Origin of the sequence: Bradyrhizobium sp. RT6a, from assembly GCF_040547675.1 — a bacterium.
In the GTDB taxonomy this organism is placed as follows: Bacteria; Pseudomonadota; Alphaproteobacteria; order Rhizobiales; family Xanthobacteraceae; genus Bradyrhizobium.
This window is the reverse complement of sequence record NZ_JBEPQC010000001.1, coordinates 833,863-857,242: the sequence shown is the minus strand read 5'-3', so window position 1 is coordinate 857,242 and position 23,380 is coordinate 833,863. Positions and strand designations below refer to the sequence as shown.

Below are 23,380 nucleotides of genomic sequence, written 5' to 3'. Positions count from 1 at the left end.
TCAGCGCCTCGCCAACAGGCCCTGCGGCCGAATTGCCAGCACCAGAACCATGATCAGGAAGGTCACGACGATGGCGTAGGTCGGGATGTAGACCGAGCCGAGCTGTTCGGCGAGGCCGATGATGAGCGCGCCCAGCGCGGCACCCGGGATCGAGCCCATGCCACCGACGATCACGACGACGAGGGAGGCGAGCAGGAAGCGGATATCCTCGCCGGGCGAGAGCGACTGGAACGTTCCGCCGACGACACCGGCGACGCCGGCGAGGCCGGCGCCGAGCGCAAACACCACGACGAAAACGAGTTGGATCCGCACACCGGTCGCAGCCAGGATGTCACGATCGTCGACGCCGGCGCGGATGATCATGCCGATGCGCGTGCGGTTGAGCGCGAGCCACATCGCCACGCCGATTACGACGGAGGCGGCGAAGATCACGAGCCGGACCAGGGGATAGCGGAGATAGACCGGCTCGCCTGAGGATTTGACCGCGGTGACCAGCGGCAGCTCCACAGGTCCGATCAGCCAGTTCGGGGTCTGGATCTGATAGAAATCGCCGCCGCAGGCCCACAGCATCAAATCGGCGAATACGATCGAGAGTCCGATCGTCACCATGGTCTGGCGCAAGTCCTGGCCTTCCATGCGGCGGAAGACGAGGACCTGGAGCAGGACGCCGACCAGTGCCGTCAGGATGAAAGCGACGATGAAGCTGAGGACCCATGAGCCGGTCGCGGCGCTGATGGCGTAGCCGACATAGCCGCCGAACAAATAGAGCGAGCCGTGTGCGAGGTTGACGTTACGCATCAGGCCGAAGATCAGCGTAAAACCGCTGGCGACCAGGAAATACAGACCGCCGAGCGTGATGCCGTTGAAGAGCGCGTTGAGAAAGACCCGCTTGCGGCCGACCGCATCTTCAAGGCCCTGCGGCCACACCGCGAAAATCAGCCAAAGCGCCACCGCGATCGCGATAATGACGATCAATGCCCAGGCGGGATGGCGTTCGACAAAGCGGGTCATGATCGCCGCTCCGTCTTCACGTCACCCCATCTCTCATCCCGCAAGCAGGACGGAGGGGCACGCAGACCGTTGCCGGCCGCAAGCCCTGCCATGAACATGCGCTCCCTATCGCGCGCGATCCTCTTTTCGGGACCGCATTTGGCCTATCCTAATGCGGCTGAAAGGGAGGCGTTTGATCGTGAGTATCTTTTCGCGTGCGGTCAGGCGCGCAAAACCTTGGCCGCGCGGCGATAATCGGTCGGCGCCATGCCGACATTGGCGGCGAAGAAGCGGGTGAATCCGCTCTGCGACGAGAAACCGAGATCGAAGCCGATATCGGCGATCGGCGCTTCGCTCGCCACCAGCGCCTCCAGCGCCTGCTCCATCATCAGCGTGTTGAGATAGAGGTGTGGCGTGACGCCGGTCTGGGTGCGGAACAGCCGGTAGAAATGCGGCCGCGACAGGCCGGATTCGCGCGCGATGGTGTCGAGTTCGATCTCGGCGCCGGGACTCTCCGACATCATCTTGATGCACTTGCGCACACGAAAATCCGTGACGGAGCCGTTTGCGCGCGGATCGCGCGCGGTCGCGGCCTGTTGCCAGCTTTCGTCATAACAGATGTCGATGAGACTTCTCAGCTCGCCATCGAGGCTGTTGAGAGAGGGGGCGCCGCACACGAGGGCGGCTGCGTGCCTGATATGCTTGTCGAGCGCAACCGACCGCGTGAACTGGGTACGGCCGAAGCGCAGGCGGTCGGCGCCGGGCGCGTCGGGCGCGAACCACTCTGCATTGACGTAGAGCACGAAGAAAACGGCGCCGCCTTCGAGATCGGATGGCAGGAAATTATGCGGCTCCCACGGATTGACCGCGACGACGGAACCTTCTGTGAGCTCGTAACGTCCGTCGCTGACATCGATGCATGCGGAACGTCCGCCGACATGGAAGATCAAATGACCTTCGCGATGTGCGTGGATGTTGAAAGGGCGGTTCAACTGATAGACCGTCGCCCGACCAAAGCGGCCGTGGAAGACGGCGAGCGCCCGGCTCATGCCTCTCCTCCCAAAAGCTCTTGGTATTTTTTGGTAGCGTTCAACAACCGGGGAGAGAATGCAAGGGCGCACGTGTCGCGTCCTGGCAAATCTCTCCCCGGTCGATCATCGCTCGCGAACGAGACTAGGTCAGTATTTCTTACATTCCGGTACTGTGCGGCTCGGCAAACCGATTTTGGCGAACACTGCGGGATCGTAGCCCAGCGTCTGGTTGACGTTTGGGATCACCTTCACGACCTTTGAGAACAGCGCGCCCTTGCCGTCGTCGACGACCTCGGTGACGAAGTTGGTGCCGATCGCCTGGCGGTTGGAGTCCAGCTTGATCTTGCCATTGGGTGCGTCGATCTCGATCTTGGCGAGGGCTTCCTTATACTTGGCCTGGTTGTTGGAGAGATCGCCATTGACCTGACGCAGCGCCAGGATCAGCGCCATGGTCGAGTCGTAATAGTTGGTGGCGAGCAGCGATGGGCTCGGGAAGCGCTTGTTGGCCGGGAAGGCGTCCTGATAGTCCTTCACGAACTTCTGCCAACTCGGGTTCTCCCAGGTGTCGGCCTGGCCGCTCGCGGCCAGCGTGCCGATCAGGGCATTCTTGGCGTTGCCCTTGGACGACAGGATGGTCTGGTCGATCATGATCGAGCCGCCCATCAGATGCGCCTTGCCGCCGGCCTGCTGGTACTGGTTCAGGAAGTTGACGGCGTCGGCCCCGCCGAGGCCGAGATAGATCGCGTCGACGTCGTCGGGCAGTGCGGCGATAACCGAGGCAAAGTCCTTGGTGCCGAGCGGTACCCATTGCCGGTTGGTGACCTGTCCGCCGGCACCGCAGAACTCGAGCACGAGGCCGAATACCTGCGTATAGATGAAGGAGTAGTCTTCGCCGACGGTCGCGATCTTGCGATACTTCTTTTCGTCATAAGCGTATTTGCCGAGGCCGACCTGCCACTGCGCACCGTCCATGTTGTAGCGGAAAAAGTTCGGAGCGGGATCGACATAGGTCGTTTCCTGGGCCCCCGAGGCGGCGTTGATGAAGGTCAGTTCGGGATGGGTCTTTGCAAAATTCTTGACCGCGATGCCTTCGTCGCCGGAGAGCGGCGACAGCAGAATCTGCACCTTGTCCTGTTCGATCAGCTTGCGCACGGCTCGTACGGCGGAGTCCGGCGTCGCGTCGGTCGAGGCGATGACAAATTCGAGTTCCTTGTCGCCGACCTTCTTGCCGAGCACGTTGAGGGCCGTCTGGAAGCCGCGGATGCCGTCCTCGCCGAGCACGGTGTAGGTGCCTTCGAGCGTCGCGGTGACGCCGACCTTGATCTTCTCCTGTGCGAAGGCTGTGCCCGAAAGTAACAGGCTGCTCAACGCGATCAGTCCTAGACTGCCTTTCAACATTGCTCTCCTCCCTTGGCGTTCTTGTCGCTGTTTTTCACCGCGCCCTGGCGCGTCCGCTGCGTCGTGCGGCGTTCGGGCAGGGCCGACGGTTCTTGAAGTGGAGGCTAACCGAACTCCGATGCAGCGCACGTATCGGAGCTGTGCGCGGCTTAACGGGCAGTCTCATTTTGAATGCTGCGTCGCGATTAACATCGCGGTGCAACAGGCGTCGGGCTTCCCGAATTTGCATGTGCCTGCCGCATGGCGGTCGCGGACTGCCGCCGCGTGAATGGGAACGCTCGAATAGAGGAGAAATCAATCCCAAGCGTTGCCGGCTCAGTGCCTCGCGCGGCTCGTTTCGCTCAGCGACATTCGATGGTTATACGTTGTGGCAGGCGATTGTCCGACCGTCCGCACCGACAGATCGAAGTTGTGGCACATCGACGAGACAGCGATCGCTGGCCATTAGACAGCGGGGCGCATATGCACAACCGTGCGGTCGTGTGAAGAGGCTCGGCGGTTCACCCATTTCGATCGCGCCCAGGATCCGCCTCGATGGATCCGGCTTCGGAATTGCTGCCACCAACGCGCGCGTATAGGGATGGAGCGGATGATCCAGCACCGTCCGCGTCCCGGCCTGCTCCACGATCCGGCCCATATACATGACAGCAACGCGGCTGCTGATCTGTCCGATCACGCCAAGGTCGTGCGAGATGAAGAGCATCGCCAGTCTCAACTGGTCACGCAGATCCATCATCAGATTGAGCACCTGCGCCTGCACGGAAACGTCGAGGGCCGAGACCGGCTCGTCGGCGACGATGATGGACGGCGTAGGAAGAATGGCGCGCGCGATTCCGACCCGTTGCCGCTGCCCGCCACTCAGTTCGTAGGGATAGCGAGCGGCGAAAGACGGGTTCAACCCGACGGCCGTCAAGGTGGCAGCTATGGCCGCGCTGCGCTCGGCGCGGCTCTTGAAGAAGCCGCTGATGTCGGCCGCCTCCGCCACCGAATCTCCAATTGTGCGCCGCGGGTTGAGCGATGCATTGGGATCCTGGAAAACCATTCGGACATTCAGACGCATCTCGCGGAGGCCGGAGCCGCCGGCTCCGATCACTTCGGTTCCCTTCAAATTGATGTTGCCGCTGTCGGGCTGGACCAGCCCGACGAGGGTTCGGCCCAGCGTGGTCTTGCCGCAACCGGACTCGCCGACGATCCCGAGGACCTCGCCTTCGGCCAGCGACAGCGATACACCATCCACCGCCTGCACCCGGTATTTCCGACCGGCTCGCCTGGCACTGAACGAGACCATCATGTCCCGGACATCGAGGATGACATTGCCGCTCATGGCAGCTCCCCGCGGGCAAGCGGAAATGCGCAGAGCACCTCGTGTCCTTGGGAGGCCTCCAGACGAGGCGGGGTCGCCACGCGGCACTCATCGCGCACCGCTGCGCAACGCAGGGCAAACACGCAGCCAGCAGCGACCGAACCTGGCAGCGGCGGCTGACCAGAAATGGTAGGCAGCCGGCGCGCACCGGAATTTCGCGACGGCATGCAATCCATCAGTCCGCGGGTGTAATGGTGACGCGGTGCGCCGAACAGCGCATCGACTGCCGCAGTTTCCACGATTCGGCCGGCGTACATGACGGCGACGCGATCGGCGAGCTGCGCAATGACTCCCATGTCGTGAGTGATGAACAATATCGCCATATCCAGCCGGTTGCAGAGCTCGCGCAAGAGTCCGAGAATCTGAACCTGTATGGTGACATCCAGCGCTGTGGTCGGTTCATCGGCGACCAGCACCTGTGGCCGGCAGGCCAGCGCAATCGCGATCATGACCCGCTGGCGTTGGCCTCCGGACAACTGGTGCGGATACGCGGACAGCTGCATTTTGGGGTCAGGCAAACGCACCAGTTCGAGCAGTTCGCGCGCACGGACGAGCGCCGCTGCACCCGGAATTCCCTCATGCACGCGCACGGCTTCCGCGATCTGATCGCCGATCCGGCGAACCGGGTTCAGTGAGGTCATCGGCTCCTGAAAGATCATTGCCATGCGGCCGTGGCCCGCTTCGACACGTTGCCAGGGCTGCAGCTGCGTTACGTCGCAGCCCTCCAACAGGACCCGCCCGGCCCGGACCCGGGGACCGGGCTGCGGCAGCAATCCCATGACTGCAAGCGAGGTCATGCTCTTTCCGCAGCCGGACTCGCCGACGAGGCCGAGGATCTCGCCCTTGGCCAAGCTGAAGGACACGCCCGCGACGATGTCGACCGGCGCGGTCTCCGGCCCCACTGACACCGTAAGGTCGCAAACTGTCAGCACGGCCTAACCCTTCTCACCAAAGACCTGACGGAACCGCGGATCGAGTCGATCGCGCAATGCATCGCCGACCAGGTTCAGAGAAAATGCCGTCGCCACGATCATCATGCCCGGAAAGAAGAGCAGCCACGGAGCGCGCGTGATGAAGGTGCGCGATTCCGCCAGCATATTGCCCCAGCTCGGAATGTCCGGCGGCGCGCCGAGGCCCACGAAATCGAGTGAAGCCGCGCCGAGCTGCGCGAACGCGAAGACGAAGCTGGCCTGTACGAGAAGCGGTGAGACAAGGTTCGGCAAGATGTGCCTGCTGATGAGCCATGCCGTTCCGGCACCCATGCTGCGGGATGCCTCGACATAGGTCTCCGCGCGCAAGCGCAGTGTCAGTCCGTAGACGATGCGGGTCGTCGTCGTCATGTAGCCGAGCCCGATGGCCAGAATGACGGTGCCCACACTCGGGCTCAAGATGACAATCAGCCCAAGTGCGAGAAGCAGAGTCGGAAAGGCCATCAGCACGTCGACCATGCGCATCAGCAGGTGACCCAGCCGCGGAAACAGAGCGGAAAGTACGCCGGCCGGAACGCCCGTTGCGAGGGCGAAGACCACCACGCCCGAGCCGATCAGAAGTGCCATGCGTGATGAATGAATGGTGCGCGAGAGAGTATCCCGGCCGAATTGGTCGGTGCCGAACCAGTGGGTCACGTTCGGGGGCGTCAGACGGATCAGGGGATCGATGGCATACGGATCGTAAGGCGACAGCCAGGGCGCGAAGACCGCGGCGAGCACAGTCGCCACAAGGACCCCGAGCCCGGCCAGCGCGATCGGGCGGGCGGTGAACGGCCTGAGCCACAAGGTCACGCTATTGCTGCTCATTGGAGCTCGACCCGCGGATCGAGCAGACGATAGCTCAGATCGACGATCAGATTGATCAGGAGATAAACCACCACGATGACCAGGATGACGCCCTGGATCACAGGGTAGTCTCGACGAAGGATCGACTGAACGACGAGGCGGCCGATGCCGGGCAGGGCAAACACGGTTTCGGTCACCACCGCTTCGGACAGCAGTGCGGCGAAGGTGAAGCCGAAGGCCGAGACGACGGCCAGGAGTGCATTACGCCAAATGTGGCGGCGCACCACCTGCCACGGCCGGATTCCCTTTGCACGCGCCGTGCGCACGTAGTCCTCCCGGGAGACGTCGAGCATGCTGGCGCGCGTCAGCCGCAGGATCAAGGCGGCATTCGGAGCCGCTAGCGCCAGGCTGGGGAGGACGAGATAGCGGAGATTGACGACGCCACCTTCGAAGATCGACGGATAACCGGAGCTCGGAAACCAACCGAGCCAGGCCGCAAAGATCAGGATCAGATAGAGCCCGACCCAGAACGTGGGTATCGAGGCCATCAGCATCGCCCCGCCGGACAATCCCTGATCGAGCCACGTGCCGTGCCGGACCGCCGCAATCATTCCGATCGGCACGCCGATGACCGCAACCCAGATCATCGTCATCGTGGCGAGCAAGGTGCTGGTCTCGGCGCCATCGGCAATCACCGACAGCACGGGCGCCTGGAAGAAGATCGACCGCCCGAGGTCGCCCTCGAGCACATGGCCGGCCCAAGTGAGATATTGCAGGATGATCGGTTGGTCGAGACCGAGTTGGTGTCTCAAGGCGTCGATCTGGTCGGGAGTCGCGGTGTCACCGAGCAAAACATAGATCGGGTCACCCGGCACGATATGGATGAACGCGAAGATGATGATGGACGCCGCCAGCAGCGTCACCGCCGTCGTTCCTGCGCGCTTGAATGCGTAAGACCACATGTGATTGTGCGCCTGCTCAGCGGCAACGATGCGCGCTGGCGCCGGCGCTCGACAGTCCTCGCGGCCTCATTGCCCGTCCTTACTTCGTTGACACATTCCAGAACACGGGACCGTTTGGGTTGAGCCCCTTGAGCTTGGGAGACGCAATGTCATAGGTGTAGGCATCGCCTACTTTCATCACGGGTACCTGCTCATAGATCAGCGACTGGATCTTGTCCCATGTCGACTTGCGCGCGGCTGGATCGGTCGTGTTGATCAACTCAGCCCGAAGCGAGCCGATCTCGGGGCTGTCCCACCATCCGGGATAGCTCGCATTCAGGAACGTGAGCAGCAGCGGGTCGGGCGCGAAGGAATGGTGGGTGACGAAGATGTCCCACTGTTCCGGCTGGCCGCGCATCTTCAGAAGAGTCGCCCAATCGACGACCATCATCTGAACATTGATGCCGGCATCGGCCAGCTGGCGGGTGAAGACGGAGGCTTCGTCATAGTGTGCCTGATAGTTCGTCGAGACCAGCAGGCGGATCGGCGCCCCCGTGTAGTCCGCCTCCTTTGCGAGCTCCTTGGCCTTCTTCGGATCGTGCGCACTATAATTTGAGGCGCCGTCCGTCGAGTACCAGGGTGTGCCGTTGGGAAAGATCGATCCTTCGGCATTCCACAGGTCCTTGGGACCGAAGGCGACGCGCAGCGCCTGCGACTTGTCCAACGCGGTCTGGATGGCGCGGCGGAGCTTGTAATTGTCCTTCAGGATTCCTTGCTTCGAGTTCATGAAAAAAAGGCCGAAGATCGGCGCGTTGGTACGCTGCACCTGAACCGATGGATCTTTGCTCAGGGACTCGTACAGATCGCCGGAGATCATTTCCGCATAGTCGTAGTCGCCCGCCTGCACGCCGCTCATGCGCGTGCCGACGTCAGGCACCGGAATGAACCGGATCTTGTCGAAGCTCGCAAGGCGGGCGCCGGCGAAGCCGTCACCCTTTTCCTTCAACGGCTTGTAGCCGTCGAACTTTTCCACCTCGACGTAGCGGTTCGGCCGCCACTCCACGAACTTGTAAGGCCCGGTGCCGATATAGTCCTTTTGCTCGATCGGCCGGTTTCCCGCTTTGGTGGCAATGTCTTCCGGATAGATCGCAAGACCGCCATTGACGTCCGCAATGAGAGCCTTCCAGGCGCCGTTCGGCGCGGACAATTTCAGCGTGACTTCATACTTTCCGGTCGCCTCGACCGACGTAGCCGCCGCCATCAGGAGCTTGCCGCGCGCACCGAAACTGCCCCATCGCGTCATCGAGGCGACCACGTCCTTGGCGGTCATCTCCTTGCCGGTGTGGAAGAGGACACCCTCGCGGAGCTCGATGACGATGGTCCGACCGCCGTCTTCCGTCCGATCGTTCTCGGCCAGCATCGGACGCGGCGTATAGGTTGAGTCCAGCGCATACAGGGTCTCGAAGATGTGGCGGCCGATGACCGATGCCACATCGGCTGTCGTCAGCATGACATCGAGCGGCGGCGGTTCTCCGATGGTGGCTTCGCGCAGCAGGGTGGCGGCATTAGCCTGCGCAATCAAGAATGACGCGGTAACCAGCCCCACGACGCCACGCATCAAGACACTTGGACCGTATCTCATGATCGCCCTCCCGCCTTGTTGAACCGCCTGCTTCCCGGTGCAGGGGATGTGCCTTTCAGCTGTTGGGCTGATGGCACGCTATTGCTTGTTTGAAAGTTACATACACAATTTGGCAATTATCAAGCGGAAAATGCTGTTATTGATGGGGCATGCCGATATACGTTTGGTCGGATGCTGAAGGTTTCTTACGGCAGCTTCTTGCCAAGGGCGCAGGTGGATCTGACCTGGGGAAGGGCGGCAATGGCGCGTGCAAAGCGAAATCATCCGACGAGAGCCGTTGATGCAGCGATCTCGAAGCCGTCGGGCGACGACAATGTCGTGGTCGGCGACATCATCTCCCTCATCAGGCAGAGCGCTCCAAGCCTCAGCCCGTCCGAGCAACGCGTTGCCACGGTGCTGCTGGCCGATATGGAGTTTGCCGTTCACGCCAGCAATTCCGAGCTGGCCCGTCGGGCGCGCGTGAGCGAGCCGACGGTCACCCGGTTCAGCCGCTCCGTCGGTTGCCGGGGCGTCCGGGACCTCAAGGTGAGGCTGGCTCAAGCAATGGCGGTTGGGCGGATCTACGTTGAGCTTCCCCCGCATGTCGGGACCGATCTGGCGCGCCCCGCGCTGTGGCGGTCGGTGTTTCAGGAAATTCGTCGTGCAATTGCCGCTGCCGAGGAGGGACTTCGCAAGGAGGACATCGAGAGGGCTGCCGAGGCTATCTCCGGCTGTTCGAAGCTTGCAGCGTTCGGGGTGGGGGGCGGTTCCACTCTTGCGGCGGCGGAAGTTCAGAACCGGTTCTTTCGTCTTGGGATTGCCGTCTCGCATGCCTCTGACCCGAGCTTGATGCGCATGATCGCGGCGACCCTCGGGCGGGATGACGTCGTCGTTGCCATCTCGACCACCGGTGCGGCGAACGAAGTGATCGACGCAGCCAGTATCGCCAAGCAATACGGCGCCTTGGTCGTGGCAATCACTAAGCCGCAAAGCAGGCTGGCCTCAATCGCCGATATTGCGCTTGGCGTGCACGTGCCCGAAGCGCCCGACGCGCTCAAGCCTACGGCGTCGCGCTATGCGTTTCTCGCCACCATCGACCTGCTCGCAGCGTCAACTGCCTATTGCAAGCCGCTCGAAGCCCAGGCACGCATGCGGCGGATCAAATACGAGTTGCTGAAGGGAAGCGACGGGGACGCCAAAGGGCCGCTGGGAGACTGAAAAATCTGCAGTGGCCCAACGAGGATTTGGTCGGTGCATTGCCGCTCGCATCCGGCCACGTCAATCGCGCTCCGAAACCCGAAACCGCACATCCTGCAGAAAAATTATCCGGCAGGATGCGGTGTTCAGAGCCGGCAACGACGGCTATCAGCGGCAGACGTAGCTGCCATTGACCAGAACGCGGACACATGCCGTGCCGACAGCGGCTGCACCGACTGCCGCGCCGCCGACGACCGCGCGCCTGGTGGTGCGCCGTGCTACGCCAGCGACTGATACAGGTGTCAAGGGCCGCCCGACCCGTGCTTCAGCCCGGCCGAGCGAGAGCGAAAGGCCTTCGTCGACCGACCAGTCGATCGAGCCGGACACTCCAAGGGCGACCACGGCAGCCGCGAGTGATAGCTTTGTGACCAAACCACGCTTCATGATAGTCTCCGCCTGTGAGAGTGAATTTGGATCGCTCCATGGACTGGCGCTCGGACCATTGATCAAGATCAAAGAACCGTGGAAATCGTGAAGCTGTTAGCAAAGGCGAAACACCAGAACGATTTCAGTCGGGGTCGGGTGCATGCGTCACACTTTTTCGTCGCTTTTTTACTTCTGTATGCAGAGTGGCCTGAGCGTCTCGTCGGTACTGCGCGCTTTTGCGTATTCCATCAGCGCTATCCGGGCTGCTTCGCAACGCTCTGCGCTTGAAAATTCTTGCGTCGAGACTACGGCGCCGTTCGCGACGCCGAGCCAGCTGATGACGACCAGAACATAGGTCATGGTATCCTCCCCCTCAGTCGCCGATCTCGGAACGCAGCTTAGCGCGACAGGCGGCTTGATGAGCGCCGTCCATCGCGCCGCTATCAAGCTCTATTGGCAGACATACATGATGCCGTCACCGCCCTTCACCAACGAGCCTGGGACGCAACCGATGCCGTTGCGCGCCGCATAGTCGGTCCAGCCGCTATAGCCGTAGCTCCACGGTCCGCCGAAGTAATAGGCCCGAACAGCGTACCAGGGCAGACTCTCGTTAGTGTAGTAGTGTCCGCGATAAGAGGGAGTGACGTACAATCGCGTCGCCGCTTGCGCCTTGTCGACCTTCAGCGAAACTCCGCCTTGGTCGGTCCAGCCTATGGACAGCGTCGTGCCGCATACGAGCGCGGCGACGGCAACGGCAATTTTCCTTGCGCTTATCGACTTCATGGACGTTCTCCAAAAATGAAGTTCAACGCTGCAACACCATCCCGGCACTGGGCCGCCGACTTGCTTTAGATCAAGGGATTGAAATAAATCGAGTCCGCTTCCTCTTCGAATTCGCCGGATCCAGTTCGGAGCGAGTTAAGTGAATCTGGAGGAGGACGCTCCGACGTCTGAAAAGTGCAGCCCGCCGGGTCGCATCGGAAAGCGTGCTGTCACGTGGGACGGCTTCTCCACACTGGAGCGAAGTATGCAATCGTGCGAGCGCTGTTTGCTGGAATGCGTCAGGCAGTCGGCGACAAGCTCCGAGACGGCATGACGCCTCTCGACCTGCTCTTCATCATGTCTGCTGTTTCGTTTGTAGGCTCGTGTTGCGCCTCGACCAATTTGCTGAACGCGAAGAACAATCGGGCGGTGATGCCACCTTTCAATTGGTGCTCATCATGAAGCGTCTCGGCGGCCTGGCGTGACCAGCTCCTTGCCTCGGCCATCCAGACTATTTGGTTTACCGGATCCTGGCTTGCAAGCTGCCGGCAAAGTGCTGCGCGCGAACTCAGCTCGGATTGACTCATCATCGGCCCTCCCTGCCAGAAGCTCGATGTACGCGGTGAGAATTCTGCGTTGCGTGCCACATCTCTGCAATTGCCCTTCCGGCCATTGTACCAAGGGGCATGTCACTGACACTGACTATGCCATGCGGCACTAACGCGAGGCGGTGTTGCGATAATTCAATTCGTTGATCTGGCTCAAGCGAAACCGCGTCGGGCGCGGTGAACATTAGTCCGCTGCAGCGTGCGTGCGCTTACCACGAAGCGTCGCCCATGCCTCAGCAAGTGTTTCACCAGGGGCGCGCCGCGGCGGAAGCGGCGGCGGCTCGATTTAGGCAACCACGTCCATGCAGGTTGCGTTGCTTCGCCAATTCTGCCGCCGTGGCCCGTTGCTTGCCAGACGAAAATCTGCGGCGGCGATGGCGCCGACAATGCCTATCTCACGATATCTGTTCTATGTCGGCGGTGCGTTGCTCGCGATGCTCTTCGTTGCGGATGCCTTTGTCCCGGTCCGGCCCGCTATACACGATGGCGTTGCGCGCTCCTCCACTATCCGCATCCACTCTGATTTGAGGTTGCCCGAACGGATCGTTCTCGACACTAGCCGGCCCACGATCGTGGCGGTCGACGTCCCCAAGGTCGAGCTCGCCGCCCCGCCGGGCGCCGACCTGCCACAGACGCGCGCGCGCGAGGCATTTGCTCGGCTTGGACCGCTCGATATCGAACGACCGCCAGCGCGTCCGTCGGCAAAGGCTGATGCGAAGCCGCAGCGTCAAAACAAAATTGTGAGGAGGCACATTGAAAGAAATATCCGGCTCGTCTCGCGACCTCCGCAGTACGGCTGGTTTGGCAACCAGGTCTGGTGAGCGTCTCCGTTCGTCGCTGCGGAGTGGGGTGCCCGCCGTTGATACTGATCAACGAATGCACGTCGAGGCTTCGCCTACAAACGTCCTCAAGATCGGGAGTAACTGACATGAGTGAAACGTCAAGGCCTGAACGATTCGATCGTCGCGGGGCTCTTTCATTGCTCGGATTGGCGACATCCGGCACGGTGCTGTTAGGAACAGAAGTGCCGGCTCAGACGATCGGCATGGAGCGACGCCAGGAGAGGCGGGGAGCCCGCCACGAGCGGCGTCAGGAACGGCGCACGGGCCGGACTGGCGCCGCCTGGAAAGGCGTACAGGGCGCACGGAGCGCCGTGAAGAGCGGCGCAACTAGGACGCCGACATGATCTCACCGATCATCGTTCACCGGCATATGTCTGCTTGATCGCGATCCGGAAGCTGGCGGATGCCGCAGACCTGGTACGTAACATTCGAGGTGCAGAAGCGTGGGACCTTGCCGAAGCGGCGAAGTCCACGGGAGACACGCACATTCGAGAGCGAAGCCGAGGCGCGGGCTTTCGCGCGAGAGAAGCTCAATGAGGGATTGATCGTGTTTGCAGGCACGCTCAATCCCTTTTTGCCGCGACGGCTGATCCCCTCGAGCGACATTCCGTCCTGGATAGAGCAAGACCAAGGCGACGAGGTTGCCGGCCAAGACGCCAAGCGCGACCCGGAGAAATAAGCGGCCCATCATGGTGATTGATGCTGATGACCGGAGGCGGCTCGGAGCGGGCGGCTGCCTTTTGGTGATTTCGCATACTGGCGCCGGTCGTTCGACTCTGCTGGCGAGGCAACCCGGAGTCTGGTTCGAAATGTCTTGAGTGTTGCCATTTTGGCACGTGGAGTCTGTGCCATCGCCCGTAGAGTTTCAGCTGGAAGTTGGGGCATGATTGCAGTGCAACAAGCCGCCGTTCGAGCAATCAAAAGCGGCCGGCAAGGAGAGAGCATGATGAAAAGACTTTTTCTGACAACCGTTGGTCTGGTGGCGCTGTGCACGGCGGGGACCGCCATGGCTGCCGACATGGCCGTGAAGGCGCCGCCACCGGCACCGATCATTCCGATCTACAATTGGACGGGGTTCTACATCGGCGGCAATGGTGGCTGGGCGCAGAACCACAACTGCGTGGATTTCCTTGACGCGGCTGGCGTCGCCGTCGCTTCCGGCTGCCGCGATCGATCCGGTGGCGTCATCGGTGGCCAGCTCGGTTACCGCTGGCAAGCCAGCCAGTGGGTGTTTGGTCTGGAGGCTCAGGGCGATTGGGCGGATCTCAGCAATCAGCGCGTCAGCCTGTTCGATCCGACGCTCTCCACGCGCGCCAAAACGAGCGCCATCGGCCTCTTCACCGGCCAGATCGGCTACGCCTGGAATGCGTCACTGTTCTACGTGAAGGGCGGCGCTGCGGTGACAGACAATCGCCTCAGCGTGCTTGATACTGCGACCGGCGCCGAGCTCGCGGCGCAAAGCGCAACCCGCTGGGGCGGTGTCATCGGTGTCGGATTCGAGTATGGCTTCACCCCGAATTGGTCGGTGGGACTCGAATACGATCATCTGTTCATGGGGCACCGAAATAATTCGTTCACGGTCGCCGATCCGCGCCTTGCCGCTTTTGTAAACGACCGGATCACTCAGGACGTGGATATGCTCACCGTGCGCTTCAATTACCGCTTCGGAGGGGCCAACCCCGTCGTCGCGAGGTACTGAACTCTCTCGGTCTGATGTCTTCAGGGGGCCGGCAGCAACGCCGGCCCTCATTTTTGTGGTCTTATCGTGCAAGCCAGGCAGCGTCTGCCGGCGCGATCGACCGGACCGCCGCGGTTGGTCGGAGTGCCGGACCGCACTGCTTCTCGTGCAGCAGCGCGCGCGACGGGACGCACTCCCAGGGCGACGCCCGGTCTTGCGACGCAATGCGCGGGGTAGTTCACAATATTGGCAGTATACGGCCGCGTTGGCGCTTTCAGGGCTCGCGAAGACGAGCCCTGGCACCAAGAGCGCGTGCTCAGGAGAATCCGAGGCAGATTCTACCAGCCGGAATAGTAGCTCCGTCTCGCGTAGTAGCCGCCATAACCGCCATAGCTTCCGTAGGCGCTGTAGGCACTGGGCGGACAATAATCATAGCCGTATCCTCCGCCGTAAGAGGAGTATCCGCCGCCGTAGGACGGATATGCACCATAGTAGCCGGAGCTTGCGATCGCGCCACCGACGACGGCGCCCGCGACCACCGCGCCGGCGCCCCAGCCACGGTAGCCTCTATATCCATAACCTCTGTAGCCATATCCGGCGCCGCGATATCCCAAACCACGATAGCCCAATCCCGCTCCGCGGTAGCCTCCACCCCATCCGCCGCGATAACCCCAGCCTCCGTAGCGCACGTTTACTACGTCGTTATCGAGCGCTGCTCTCATCACGCCGACGTTGGTAGGCAAAGGCGCTGCTTCGCTTCCGGGTACAGAAATCATGGCGCTCGCGACAGTAAGAATTGCTGCAAATGCCCCTTTGATGAACCTCATAATGTCCTCCACTGGTTTAAATCTCGACTGACCGGCAAGAGAAGAATTCCGTCACGCCGGCGGCATGGCCGTGCACATGAAATGTTTGCCTTCGTTACCGGCTTGGCCTTGATTTGAATCAACGAGAGAGGTTGGAGACCGTGAGCGGCTCCGACCGGTCACGGGTCCGCTTGCCCGAGGCGCGGCACCAGATGGATCGTCTTTAAGGTCGCAGAGCGCGGCCGGCTTGAAGAATCTGCGAATATCGCCAGCATTGATCGCAGAGAGACATGGCTTGATCTGCATCGTCGACAATACCATGGCGGAGAGACCTGATGATCACAGTTCCGGAACTGGTGTCGCAAGCTCTGGGCGCGTTTCTGACGACGGAAACCAAGGACCGGTTCGGTGCCTCCCATGCCGGTCTGACAGAACTGCTTCCGTTCGCGGCCAAGCTCACGATGGAGTGCATCGGCAATAGCGATGCCCTGTATCACAATATCGAGCATACGTTGCTCGTAACCCTGGCCGGGCACGATATCTTGACGGGACGTGCGTTGCTGCGTCCCACCACAGCAAATGACTATGCGAATTTCATTCTGGCGTGCCTTTTCCACGACATCGGATACGTCCGCGGCGTCGTTCAGGGCGATGAGGACGATCTGTTCATCGCGGACGTCACGGGCAACACCGTTCGTCTGCCGCGCGGATCGTCCGATGCGGCTCTCGCGCCATACCATGTCGATCGGTCGAAACTGTTCGTGCTGGAACGGCTGGATTCCGTCGAACAGCTGGATGCCGACCGGGTCGCCCGGGCGATCGAATATACCCGGTTTCCTTACACGATGTCTTCGAATGACAGCCTCATCGAAGAGGAGGGATTGCTGTTGCGGGCCGCCGATCTCATCGGTCAGCTCGGCGATCCCAACTATCTGAAGAAGTCCAACGCGCTGTTCTACGAATTCGAAGAGATCGGACTCAACAAGACCCTGGGCTACGCGACGCCAGCGGACATCGTTTACAAATATCCGCAATTTTATTGGAGTAACGTGGCTCCCCAGATCCAGCCGGCGATACGTTATCTCAACGTGACGTCCCGAGGCCGGCAATGGATCGCGAGTCTCTACGGCAACGTATTTCGGGCCGAGCGCGAACTGACGCTGTCCGGACCACAGCCCTAGAAGAGGCTCGACGCTTGATCTGGATCAAGCGTGCGGCGTGAGAGCAGGGGCTAGTTCGCCTCAGCATGCGCGGCATGGCTGAAGGCGCGTCCGTGAAAACACTCCGCCAGATATTCTCAGGAGACGAGATCATCCAGCTTCTGATCCGGCTGGGATTGCTGGGTCTGTTGCTCATCTGGGCCCTTCTCCTGGTCCGTCCATTCGTGCCCATATTGGCCTGGAGTGTCGTGCTCGCCGCTGCGCTGAACCCGGTATTTCGGCGCCTCAGCAACATTCTCGGTGGACGGCCGAAGCTCGCGGCGACGATCCTCACGCTCGTCAACCTGGCTGTGGTGATCGGACCGGCGACCTGGCTGGGCATGGGCGCGGTCGACGGGATCACCGATCTTGCCGCCCAGGTGACGGCTGGTGAATTGCATGTGCCTTCGCCGCCGCAGTCCCTCAAGGAGTGGCCAGTCATTGGGCCTCAGCTCTTCGATCTCTGGGATCAGGCGACGACCAACCTCCGGTCGCTCTTGCGCGCGATCGTGCCTTATCTGAAGCCATTCGCGGCCACCTTGCTTGGGTTTGCCGGCAATGCCGGTGTGGGAACGGTCAAGTTTTTGCTGTCGGTGGCGGTGGCCGGGGTGCTGTTTCCGTATGGACCTCAGCTCGTGGCTGCGGGGCGCAGCTTTCTGTCGCGCGTCGTGCCGGACCAGAGCGAGCACTTTCTGGATCTAGCGGGTGCCACGATCCGCGCGGTGGCCCAGGGCGTGATCGGCGTCGCCATCATCCAGGCGTTGCTGGCGGGTATCGGCTTCAAGCTGGCCGGCATCGCCAGCGCAGGGCTGCTGGCTTTTGTGGTGTTGTTGCTGTCGATCGTGCAGATCGGCGGGGCCATCGTCATCCTGCCCGTCATCATCTGGATCTGGACCGACAAGGAATTTCCGATCGCCCTCCTGCTGACGGTGTTTTTCGTGATCGTATCAGTTCTCGACAACATCCTGAAACCGCTTGTCATGGGCCGCGGCCTGACCACGCCAGCGCTCGTCATCCTGATCGGGGTGATCGGAGGAACCCTCTTCCACGGGATCATCGGCCTCTTCATCGGACCTATCATTCTATCTGTGGTCTGGGAGCTGACGGTGGCCTGGATTCGTACCGAACGTGCTGTGCCGGCAAAACTGGCGATCGAGCGTTGACTGTCTGGCTCGCTTGGTGCCGTTGCTGTGACCGTCGGTGTTGATGCAGGGTTTTGACATGCTCCAACGAGTGCGACGTGAGTGCCATGGATACCATCCTTGTCATCAATGCCGGCTCTTCCCACCTCTGGTTCCGGATCTATTCGGTCGAAGGAGAAGGAATCTTACGACAGCAGATTAAGGGGCGGATCGACGGCATCGGGCGTTGCCCGCGACTGCAAGCGAGCAGTGCCGGCGGTGATCCGCTTGCCAATCGCGCCTATCCGATCGAAGCGGTGCTGGATATTTCGGCCGCACTGAACATTGCAGTCGCTTGGTTGCGGGATGAGCTTCATATCAGCCCCATTGCTGTCGGGCATCGCGTCGTTCACGGCGGTGCGGAGCATGACCGCCCGGTCCTGATTGATCAGGAGGTCCTGACTCGCCTGGATGGACTGACGGAATTGGCGCCGCTTCATCTGCCGCACAATCTGGCTCCAATACGTTTGATCCTGTCTGACTTCCCAACGCTCCCGCAGGTCGCCTGCTTCGAGACCGCATTTCATCGAACCCATGCTGAGGTGGCCGACCACTGCGCGATCCCGCGTTGGCTTCATGCCGAAGGCGTACGGCGCAATGGATTTCATGGCCTCTCCTACGAATATATCGCGAGGACTTTGCTGAAGGTTGCGCCAGAAATCGCGATGGGGCGGGTGATTGTCGCGCATCTCGGGCGTGGGGCATCAATGTGCGCGCTCCATGAAGGACGGAGCGTCGAGAGCACCATGGGATTCACCCCGATAGACGGACTGCCGATGGAAGCGCCACCAGGGCAGATCGACGCCGGAGTTGTGCTTTATCTCATTTCGGAGAAGGGAATGGCAGCGTCCAGGGTGCAGGAGTTTCTCCTCGGAGATTACGGGTTGAACGGCCTCTCGGGCCTCAGCGGCGATATGCGTCAGCTTGAGGCAAGTGAGGATGTCGACGCAAAAGTTGCGATCGACTATTTCGTTCATTGGGTCGGCCTTAACGCCGGTATGCTCGCAGCTGCGTTGCAAGGGCTCGATGCCTTTGTCTTTACCGCCGAGATCGGCGAAAGCTCCGCGTCGATCCGTTCGCGCGTGGCGGAGCGGCTCGCATGGCTCGGTGTCAAGCTTGATATGGCGCAGAATGCGCGGCAATCGCAGCTGATATCGTCTTCCGCCAGCCGCATTCCAGTTTACGTCGTGCCGTCCGACGAGGATCTCATGATCGCGAGACACACGTTGGCGCTGCTGATGAACCGTAGCTCGACAGCTCCAAACGGGGCATCGTGATACGTTCTCCTTGATCCGGGTTGCGGCCAGGCGTTGAGGGGGGGCGTGGTCGGCGCTTGCGGGATTATCGGACGGCTTCTTCGATGTCGGCACCAGGAGTGTGTAATGGCGGTTCAATTCCTGCTCGGTACCTTGATCAGCGTGATCAACATCATGATTCACGCGCTGGTGACCGTTGCGGCCATCGATATCGCTCGTACCGCCGGATTGAGGCACACGGCGCGGCCCCGGTCGCACCTGATGGCCGTGATGGTCACCACTGCTGTCATTTTGATGGTCGCGCACACTGTCGAGGTTCTCATTTGGGCGCTCGCCTATGCGGCAGTCGGCGCGGCGCCTCCGGGCAGCGATCTGCTATATTTCACGTTCGTGAACTACACCACGCTTGGTTATGGGGACATTACGCCCGTGGCGGGGTGGCGGCTGACGGGACCCATGACAGCTATGAACGGAATCCTGATGTTCGGATGGTCGACTGCGGTCCTGTTTGAGGTTCTGCGCAAGACGGTCGAGCATCTCGCCGCGATTGCGGCACCTAAGTCTAGTTCTGGAGATCGAGGCTAGCGAGCTTCAGCCTGTCCAGCAGCACGATCTGGCGCTGGGTGTTTCCGATGAAGCCGAGGATCCCGAGCTCATGCAACCGCGATAGTGCGCGGGAGACGGTTTCCAGCGTCAATCCGAGATAGTCGGCGATATCGCGCCGCGACATCGGCAGCGCCATGATGCCAGCAGCCGTCAGCCGCTTGTCCATCTCGATCAGGAAGGCTGCGACTCGCTCCAGCGACGTCTTGCGGCCAAGCAGCAGCATGTGGTCTTCCGCATGCTGAAGGTTCTTGGTGGTCATGCTCAGCAGGTTGCGGGCAACCATGGGGTCGCCCTGAGCAACCAGCTCGAGGCTTTGGCGCCTGACCAGACGAACCGTGGTGTCGACGATCGCTTCAGTCGTGAATCGGTGCACGCCGCCGTTCTCGAGCCCGAAAATATCGCCGGCCAGGTGAAATGCGCCGATTTGGCGCCGGCCGTCGGACAGCAGCTTATAGCTTCGCACCGCGCCCCTCTTCACCTGATAAACGTAATCCGCAGGCTCCTTCTCGCCGTAGACTTCCGAGCCTTTCTTGTAGGTAAATTCGTTTAAACTGATGATTGGGTTTGAATCGGTGTTTAACCCTAGCTCGCGGAGCGAATAAAGTCGCGAGGAGGCGTCGGCAGCGGTGCGAACGAACATGGCCAACTCCCGAACTGATGGTGACGCGGTATTTCCATCGTCGGGAATGAGGAGCCGCCGAAAATCCGCTTCCCGCGAAGGTTGTTTAGGCCATAAGTGGGGTTTTCAACCATTGGCTGTAGGTGCATTGTACCAAGGTACAGGAAGGGTTCGATGCGCTGGACGAGAACCCGTCAGAGTGTCTGTCAGATGGTGCGGCAATATGCCGAAAACAGACGCTCCGTTCGCGGTTGTGGCATTCCAATTGTGCTGCTTTGCTCAGGTACTATCAGGTACTAAACGTCTGGTCTTTCTGCATTTGAAGTACCCAGCGAGGAAAAAACTTGCCCGGCTTCGTTTATGTCGTGGACGACGACGCGTCCTTCCGGACGGCGATCCAGCGTCGGCTTAAACTGGCTGGGTATGAAGTTGTGACCTACGCGTCCGCCCAGCAGTTACTGGATGATCCGCCAGGGTCCGACGATCCGGGATGTATCTTGCTCGATGTGCAGCTTCCGGGCCTGAGCGGGCCGGAGTTGCAAGCCTCCCTCGTCCAATGCCATTCGCCGCTGCCCATCGTCTTTCTGACCGGACATGCGGATACCGCGACGACGGTCCGTGCGATCAAGGCCGGCGCGGAGGATTTTCTGACCAAGCCGGTGTCGTCGGAACAGTTGATCGATGCGATTGAGCGGGCAATGGCTCAACAGGAGGCGGCGCGGAGTCAACACAGCAAGCTCGATTCGCTACGTTCTCGCTTGAGGTCTCTATCGCGGCGCGAACGACAGGTGTTCGACCTGATCGTACGCGGTAAAATCAACAAGCAGATCGCCTATGAGCTTGGAACGACCGAACGCACGGTGAAGGCGCACCGCCACCAAGTGATGACAAAGATGCAGGTACTATCGTTTGCCGAACTGGTGTCCGCTGCAGAGCGGCTCGGCCTTCTGGATTCGGCAAAGATGTGATGCAGGCCGGTTTTCGTGGCTTCGTCACGTCGGTGATCAGACCTGTACGATGGGACAATATGAAATGTTATTGACATAGTTCGGCCTGGACCGCCTACATACCGGCGTCGTTAGCCGTCGGATTAGCGCAGGAACCTTTGCCCCGTAGCGTTCGTTGCGACGCGAGTGACAGGTTTCCAATCAGAAAGACGGGCCATTGTTTGCACGTAAGCCGATTTACGTCGTGGATGATGATTTATCAATGCGCCGAAGCTTGGAGCGGCTGCTTCGGAAGCACGGCTTTGATGCGGTTGCTTTTGATTCCGCGGGTGCGTTGCTTCGTCATGGGTGCATAGAAGAGGCGTGCTGCATCGTTCTGGATATCAATCTAAACGGCGAGTCGGGTATCTCACTCCGCCGCAGGCTCGCCAGCGAGGGTGCCACGGTCCCCGTCATCTACATTACCGGCAACGACTGCCGGGCGAATCAGGTTGCCGCGATTGAGTCTGGGTGCGCCGCCTATCTGGCCAAACCCTTCGCAGCAAGCGCACTCATCGACTCCATTGAACGCGCCTGCGCAGAGCATGGCTGAAGCCGCCGCTGCTCACTCCTCGATGTCCTGCTCCAGGATCTGTGTGGGCGCGCCTTTGTGAGCCGGGCCGAACTGTGCCAGCGGCAACGACGTCGTCAGAGACAGAAGGTTGGAATCGGTGAGTTCGAGCAGGAGGACCTTGCCTCCATCCATGTCTTTGACGAACTTGGGATCCGCTGCGTCGGCGGCAATGCAGGTATTGGTCAGGCACCAGGTGTAGGGCAATGACTGGGCGCTTACTCCATCGATCGTCAGCTTGGCGGGCCTCTGCAGATACATGCCGACGGGAACAAACACTTGCAGGCGCGCAATGGGGTCGCCGTCACGCTCGATCAGGTCCAGGCGGATTGCCATCTGGCCCGTCGCAAACCGCCCCGTGATCGAGGTCCGGCACAGCGCCGGCGTTCCACCAGGCTTCACGCACAGCTTTTTCCAGTCGCCATAGGTGATGTCCTTGGCCTCGCGCTGCCCGCGAGGTGCGATTTCGGCGGGCTTCGCCTCTGCGGTCGGCCTTGGCGCGGCTGCATTTCGCGCCGACGCTGGTCCGGCAACAACCGCCGCGAAAAACATGGAAAAGCAGGCGAGCGCACGCCCAGGCGAAGGTCTTGAAGTTGCGTCAATCATGTTCTGCCTCCACGCTAGCCTCTGCGGCTATTTTTGCGCGTCCAGAAATCGTTCAACGAGCGGTGACCACATCGGGATCGTGTCATGCGAGCCGACGAAGAAATGTCCTTCGTTGCCGAAGGGCGGCATCAGATGATATTCGGCCCTGCCGCCGGCCCCAGTGAAGGCCTCATGCATGCGCTTCGACAGGGCAGGGCCGAAGAACGTGTCGTTCTCGATATAGAACCATAGCATTGGCACCCGCGAGGTTCGGCCGAAATCGGCAGTCGCTTCGACCAGCTTGTCCGGTGCGCAATTGTTGTTGGGTTTGCCATCGACGCGGCCCCCGCGTCCTGCTGCGAATGTGATGATTGCCTTGACCTGCGGCGGGTTTGCACTCGAGAGCGCAATGGAAGCCCAGCCGCCCGCGGACTGTCCAATGACGATCACGTCCTTCGGCAGAACGCGCTTCTCGGCCACCATGTAGTCGATGATCCAGAGATCGGCTTGCGCAACTGCACGGCCGGCGTCGTGGAAGTTCGGATTGGTGCAATTTCCGACCTTGGAGAAGAACGGTCCGTAGAGACCATGCTCGGGAATATCGATCGCGGCTGCCCCATAGCCGGTGCCGACTGGTGCAACCACGAGGTAGCCGCGCTTGGCAAACCATTTGGCGGCGCCACGGAACTCCACCAACGGGAAGAAGCTGCGATCGACGGGCTTGAGCGACACGCCGTGGTTCATGATCGCCAGCGGGAAGGGGCCGTCGCCGACGGGCCGCACTACATAGGCGAACATCGGCAGCGGTAGCGGCAGAGCCCAGACCTCCTCCTGGATGCGGACATTGTCGTCGGCACGTGCTGGAGCAATAATGCAGGCCAGGATACTCAATGCTGCCGCCAGGTAAGTCACTGTTGAAGCATGGCGGAGATTCACGCG

The 23,380-nt window shown here is 61.0% G+C and carries 26 protein-coding genes; 10 read left to right on the top strand and 16 right to left on the bottom strand.

The window, feature by feature from the left end:
* The 8 genes from ABIC03_RS04310 to ABIC03_RS04275 all read right to left on the bottom strand — a co-directional run bounded on the left by ABIC03_RS04310 (position 1) and on the right by ABIC03_RS04275 (position 9,140).
* On the bottom strand, positions 1-1,011 hold the full coding sequence (locus tag ABIC03_RS04310; protein WP_275167526.1) for a branched-chain amino acid ABC transporter permease: 1,011 nt from the start codon (positions 1,009-1,011) through the stop codon (positions 1-3).
* A gap of 200 nt (positions 1,012-1,211) precedes the next feature.
* On the bottom strand, positions 1,212-2,039 hold the full coding sequence (locus tag ABIC03_RS04305; RefSeq protein WP_027569321.1) for an AraC family transcriptional regulator: 828 nt from the start codon (positions 2,037-2,039) through the stop codon (positions 1,212-1,214).
* A gap of 129 nt (positions 2,040-2,168) precedes the next feature.
* Positions 2,169-3,419 carry an ABC transporter substrate-binding protein gene (locus ABIC03_RS04300; RefSeq protein WP_275167525.1) on the bottom strand — a complete coding sequence of 417 codons (1,251 nt, stop codon included), beginning with the start codon at positions 3,417-3,419 and terminating at the stop codon, positions 2,169-2,171.
* Between the two features lie 358 nt (positions 3,420-3,777).
* Positions 3,778-4,743: an ABC transporter ATP-binding protein gene (locus ABIC03_RS04295; protein ID WP_354055797.1), complete on the bottom strand. Its 966-nt coding sequence runs from the start codon at positions 4,741-4,743 to the stop codon at positions 3,778-3,780.
* Positions 4,740-5,714, bottom strand: a complete 975-nt coding sequence (locus ABIC03_RS04290; RefSeq protein ID WP_354055795.1) for an ABC transporter ATP-binding protein — start codon at positions 5,712-5,714, stop codon at positions 4,740-4,742. Before ABIC03_RS04290 ends, ABIC03_RS04295 begins: the two co-directional genes overlap by 4 nt.
* Before the next feature lie 3 nt (positions 5,715-5,717).
* Positions 5,718-6,578 carry an ABC transporter permease gene (locus tag ABIC03_RS04285; RefSeq protein ID WP_354055793.1) on the bottom strand — a complete coding sequence of 287 codons (861 nt, stop codon included), beginning with the start codon at positions 6,576-6,578 and terminating at the stop codon, positions 5,718-5,720.
* Entirely contained in the window at positions 6,575-7,519 is a 945-nt protein-coding gene (locus ABIC03_RS04280) for an ABC transporter permease (RefSeq protein ID WP_007608695.1), read from the bottom strand. Before ABIC03_RS04280 ends, ABIC03_RS04285 begins: the two co-directional genes overlap by 4 nt.
* A gap of 79 nt (positions 7,520-7,598) precedes the next feature.
* The gene (locus ABIC03_RS04275) at positions 7,599-9,140 is read right to left on the bottom strand and encodes an ABC transporter substrate-binding protein (RefSeq protein ID WP_354055790.1); all 1,542 of its coding nucleotides are present in this window, start codon (positions 9,138-9,140) and stop codon (positions 7,599-7,601) included.
* A 171-nt stretch (positions 9,141-9,311) separates the two neighbouring features.
* Between ABIC03_RS04275 and ABIC03_RS04270 the strand changes: the two genes are divergently transcribed.
* Positions 9,312-10,337 carry a MurR/RpiR family transcriptional regulator gene (locus tag ABIC03_RS04270; protein WP_275167520.1) on the top strand — a complete coding sequence of 342 codons (1,026 nt, stop codon included), beginning with the start codon at positions 9,312-9,314 and terminating at the stop codon, positions 10,335-10,337.
* Positions 10,338-10,484: 147 nt separating this feature from the next.
* Here the strand turns inward: ABIC03_RS04270 and ABIC03_RS04265 are convergent, their stop codons facing one another.
* The 4 genes from ABIC03_RS04265 to ABIC03_RS04250 form a co-directional block, all read right to left on the bottom strand.
* Positions 10,485-10,760 (bottom strand): hypothetical protein, encoded by a 276-nt coding sequence (locus tag ABIC03_RS04265; RefSeq protein ID WP_275167519.1) that lies wholly within the window; start codon positions 10,758-10,760, stop codon positions 10,485-10,487.
* 168 nt (positions 10,761-10,928) lie between these two features.
* Positions 10,929-11,102: a hypothetical protein gene (locus ABIC03_RS04260; protein WP_275167518.1), complete on the bottom strand. Its 174-nt coding sequence runs from the start codon at positions 11,100-11,102 to the stop codon at positions 10,929-10,931.
* A 90-nt stretch (positions 11,103-11,192) separates the two neighbouring features.
* Positions 11,193-11,525: a hypothetical protein gene (locus tag ABIC03_RS04255; RefSeq protein WP_275167517.1), complete on the bottom strand. Its 333-nt coding sequence runs from the start codon at positions 11,523-11,525 to the stop codon at positions 11,193-11,195.
* A gap of 278 nt (positions 11,526-11,803) precedes the next feature.
* On the bottom strand, positions 11,804-12,094 hold the full coding sequence (locus ABIC03_RS04250; RefSeq protein ID WP_354055787.1) for a hypothetical protein: 291 nt from the start codon (positions 12,092-12,094) through the stop codon (positions 11,804-11,806).
* A 320-nt stretch (positions 12,095-12,414) separates the two neighbouring features.
* Between ABIC03_RS04250 and ABIC03_RS04245 the strand changes: the two genes are divergently transcribed.
* The 3 genes from ABIC03_RS04245 to ABIC03_RS04235 all read left to right on the top strand — a co-directional run bounded on the left by ABIC03_RS04245 (position 12,415) and on the right by ABIC03_RS04235 (position 14,653).
* The gene (locus ABIC03_RS04245) at positions 12,415-12,933 is read left to right on the top strand and encodes a hypothetical protein (RefSeq protein WP_354055785.1); all 519 of its coding nucleotides are present in this window, start codon (positions 12,415-12,417) and stop codon (positions 12,931-12,933) included.
* 424 nt (positions 12,934-13,357) lie between these two features.
* Positions 13,358-13,633: a hypothetical protein gene (locus ABIC03_RS04240; protein ID WP_354055783.1), complete on the top strand. Its 276-nt coding sequence runs from the start codon at positions 13,358-13,360 to the stop codon at positions 13,631-13,633.
* A gap of 264 nt (positions 13,634-13,897) precedes the next feature.
* Positions 13,898-14,653: an outer membrane protein gene (locus tag ABIC03_RS04235; RefSeq protein ID WP_354057498.1), complete on the top strand. Its 756-nt coding sequence runs from the start codon at positions 13,898-13,900 to the stop codon at positions 14,651-14,653.
* 317 nt (positions 14,654-14,970) lie between these two features.
* On the opposite strand, the gene ABIC03_RS04230 is transcribed toward ABIC03_RS04235, so the two are convergent.
* The gene (locus ABIC03_RS04230) at positions 14,971-15,408 is read right to left on the bottom strand and encodes a hypothetical protein (protein ID WP_354055781.1); all 438 of its coding nucleotides are present in this window, start codon (positions 15,406-15,408) and stop codon (positions 14,971-14,973) included.
* A 365-nt stretch (positions 15,409-15,773) separates the two neighbouring features.
* On the opposite strand from ABIC03_RS04230, the gene ABIC03_RS04225 reads away from it, so the two are divergent.
* The 4 genes from ABIC03_RS04225 to ABIC03_RS04210 all read left to right on the top strand — a co-directional run bounded on the left by ABIC03_RS04225 (position 15,774) and on the right by ABIC03_RS04210 (position 19,659).
* A complete protein-coding gene (locus tag ABIC03_RS04225; RefSeq protein WP_354055779.1) occupies positions 15,774-16,619 on the top strand; it encodes an HD domain-containing protein in 846 nt (281 codons plus the stop codon).
* A gap of 65 nt (positions 16,620-16,684) precedes the next feature.
* A complete protein-coding gene (locus ABIC03_RS04220) occupies positions 16,685-17,800 on the top strand; it encodes an AI-2E family transporter (RefSeq protein WP_354055777.1) in 1,116 nt (371 codons plus the stop codon).
* Positions 17,801-17,886: 86 nt separating this feature from the next.
* The gene (locus tag ABIC03_RS04215; RefSeq protein ID WP_354055775.1) at positions 17,887-19,095 is read left to right on the top strand and encodes an acetate/propionate family kinase; all 1,209 of its coding nucleotides are present in this window, start codon (positions 17,887-17,889) and stop codon (positions 19,093-19,095) included.
* A 105-nt stretch (positions 19,096-19,200) separates the two neighbouring features.
* A complete protein-coding gene (locus ABIC03_RS04210) occupies positions 19,201-19,659 on the top strand; it encodes a potassium channel family protein (protein WP_275167509.1) in 459 nt (152 codons plus the stop codon).
* On the opposite strand, the gene ABIC03_RS04205 is transcribed toward ABIC03_RS04210, so the two are convergent.
* Complete coding sequence (locus ABIC03_RS04205; protein ID WP_354055772.1) at positions 19,637-20,320, bottom strand: helix-turn-helix domain-containing protein; 684 nt, start codon at positions 20,318-20,320, stop codon at positions 19,637-19,639. The genes ABIC03_RS04210 and ABIC03_RS04205 overlap by 23 nt on opposite strands.
* 323 nt (positions 20,321-20,643) lie before the next feature.
* Here ABIC03_RS04205 and ABIC03_RS04200 point away from each other — a divergent pair, with 323 nt between their 5' ends.
* Positions 20,644-21,267, top strand: a complete 624-nt coding sequence (locus ABIC03_RS04200) for a response regulator transcription factor (RefSeq protein WP_275167507.1) — start codon at positions 20,644-20,646, stop codon at positions 21,265-21,267.
* A gap of 196 nt (positions 21,268-21,463) precedes the next feature.
* Positions 21,464-21,838, top strand: coding sequence for a response regulator (locus ABIC03_RS04195; RefSeq protein WP_275167506.1), 375 nt, complete (start codon positions 21,464-21,466; stop codon positions 21,836-21,838).
* A 12-nt stretch (positions 21,839-21,850) separates the two neighbouring features.
* Here ABIC03_RS04195 and ABIC03_RS04190 read toward each other — a convergent pair whose 3' ends face one another.
* Positions 21,851-22,462, bottom strand: a complete 612-nt coding sequence (locus tag ABIC03_RS04190) for an invasion associated locus B family protein (protein ID WP_354055769.1) — start codon at positions 22,460-22,462, stop codon at positions 21,851-21,853.
* Between the two features lie 27 nt (positions 22,463-22,489).
* Positions 22,490-23,377 (bottom strand): alpha/beta hydrolase family protein, encoded by an 888-nt coding sequence (locus tag ABIC03_RS04185; RefSeq protein WP_354055767.1) that lies wholly within the window; start codon positions 23,375-23,377, stop codon positions 22,490-22,492.
* Positions 23,378-23,380: the final 3 nt, after the last annotated feature.

Excerpts from the sequence above, each read along its gene's own strand:
- ABIC03_RS04310 (WP_275167526.1), bottom strand. The coding sequence starts at position 1,011 with ATGACCCGCTTTGTCGAACGCCATCCCGCCTGGGCATTGATCGTCATT.
- ABIC03_RS04305 (WP_027569321.1), bottom strand. The coding sequence starts at position 2,039 with ATGAGCCGGGCGCTCGCCGTCTTCCACGGCCGCTTTGGTCGGGCGACG.
- ABIC03_RS04300 (WP_275167525.1), bottom strand. The coding sequence starts at position 3,419 with ATGTTGAAAGGCAGTCTAGGACTGATCGCGTTGAGCAGCCTGTTACTT.
- ABIC03_RS04295 (WP_354055797.1), bottom strand. The coding sequence starts at position 4,743 with ATGAGCGGCAATGTCATCCTCGATGTCCGGGACATGATGGTCTCGTTC.
- ABIC03_RS04285 (WP_354055793.1), bottom strand. The coding sequence starts at position 6,578 with ATGAGCAGCAATAGCGTGACCTTGTGGCTCAGGCCGTTCACCGCCCGC.
- ABIC03_RS04280 (WP_007608695.1), bottom strand. The coding sequence starts at position 7,519 with ATGTGGTCTTACGCATTCAAGCGCGCAGGAACGACGGCGGTGACGCTG.
- ABIC03_RS04275 (WP_354055790.1), bottom strand. The coding sequence starts at position 9,140 with ATGAGATACGGTCCAAGTGTCTTGATGCGTGGCGTCGTGGGGCTGGTT.
- ABIC03_RS04270 (WP_275167520.1), top strand. The coding sequence starts at position 9,312 with ATGCTGAAGGTTTCTTACGGCAGCTTCTTGCCAAGGGCGCAGGTGGAT.
- ABIC03_RS04265 (WP_275167519.1), bottom strand. The coding sequence starts at position 10,760 with ATGAAGCGTGGTTTGGTCACAAAGCTATCACTCGCGGCTGCCGTGGTC.
- ABIC03_RS04260 (WP_275167518.1), bottom strand. The coding sequence starts at position 11,102 with ATGACCTATGTTCTGGTCGTCATCAGCTGGCTCGGCGTCGCGAACGGC.
- ABIC03_RS04255 (WP_275167517.1), bottom strand. The coding sequence starts at position 11,525 with ATGAAGTCGATAAGCGCAAGGAAAATTGCCGTTGCCGTCGCCGCGCTC.
- ABIC03_RS04250 (WP_354055787.1), bottom strand. The coding sequence starts at position 12,094 with ATGATGAGTCAATCCGAGCTGAGTTCGCGCGCAGCACTTTGCCGGCAG.
- ABIC03_RS04245 (WP_354055785.1), top strand. The coding sequence starts at position 12,415 with ATGCAGGTTGCGTTGCTTCGCCAATTCTGCCGCCGTGGCCCGTTGCTT.
- ABIC03_RS04240 (WP_354055783.1), top strand. The coding sequence starts at position 13,358 with ATGCCGCAGACCTGGTACGTAACATTCGAGGTGCAGAAGCGTGGGACC.
- ABIC03_RS04235 (WP_354057498.1), top strand. The coding sequence starts at position 13,898 with ATGATGAAAAGACTTTTTCTGACAACCGTTGGTCTGGTGGCGCTGTGC.
- ABIC03_RS04230 (WP_354055781.1), bottom strand. The coding sequence starts at position 15,408 with ATGATTTCTGTACCCGGAAGCGAAGCAGCGCCTTTGCCTACCAACGTC.
- ABIC03_RS04225 (WP_354055779.1), top strand. The coding sequence starts at position 15,774 with ATGATCACAGTTCCGGAACTGGTGTCGCAAGCTCTGGGCGCGTTTCTG.
- ABIC03_RS04220 (WP_354055777.1), top strand. The coding sequence starts at position 16,685 with ATGCGCGGCATGGCTGAAGGCGCGTCCGTGAAAACACTCCGCCAGATA.
- ABIC03_RS04215 (WP_354055775.1), top strand. The coding sequence starts at position 17,887 with ATGGATACCATCCTTGTCATCAATGCCGGCTCTTCCCACCTCTGGTTC.
- ABIC03_RS04210 (WP_275167509.1), top strand. The coding sequence starts at position 19,201 with ATGGCGGTTCAATTCCTGCTCGGTACCTTGATCAGCGTGATCAACATC.
- ABIC03_RS04205 (WP_354055772.1), bottom strand. The coding sequence starts at position 20,320 with ATGTTCGTTCGCACCGCTGCCGACGCCTCCTCGCGACTTTATTCGCTC.
- ABIC03_RS04190 (WP_354055769.1), bottom strand. The coding sequence starts at position 22,462 with ATGATTGACGCAACTTCAAGACCTTCGCCTGGGCGTGCGCTCGCCTGC.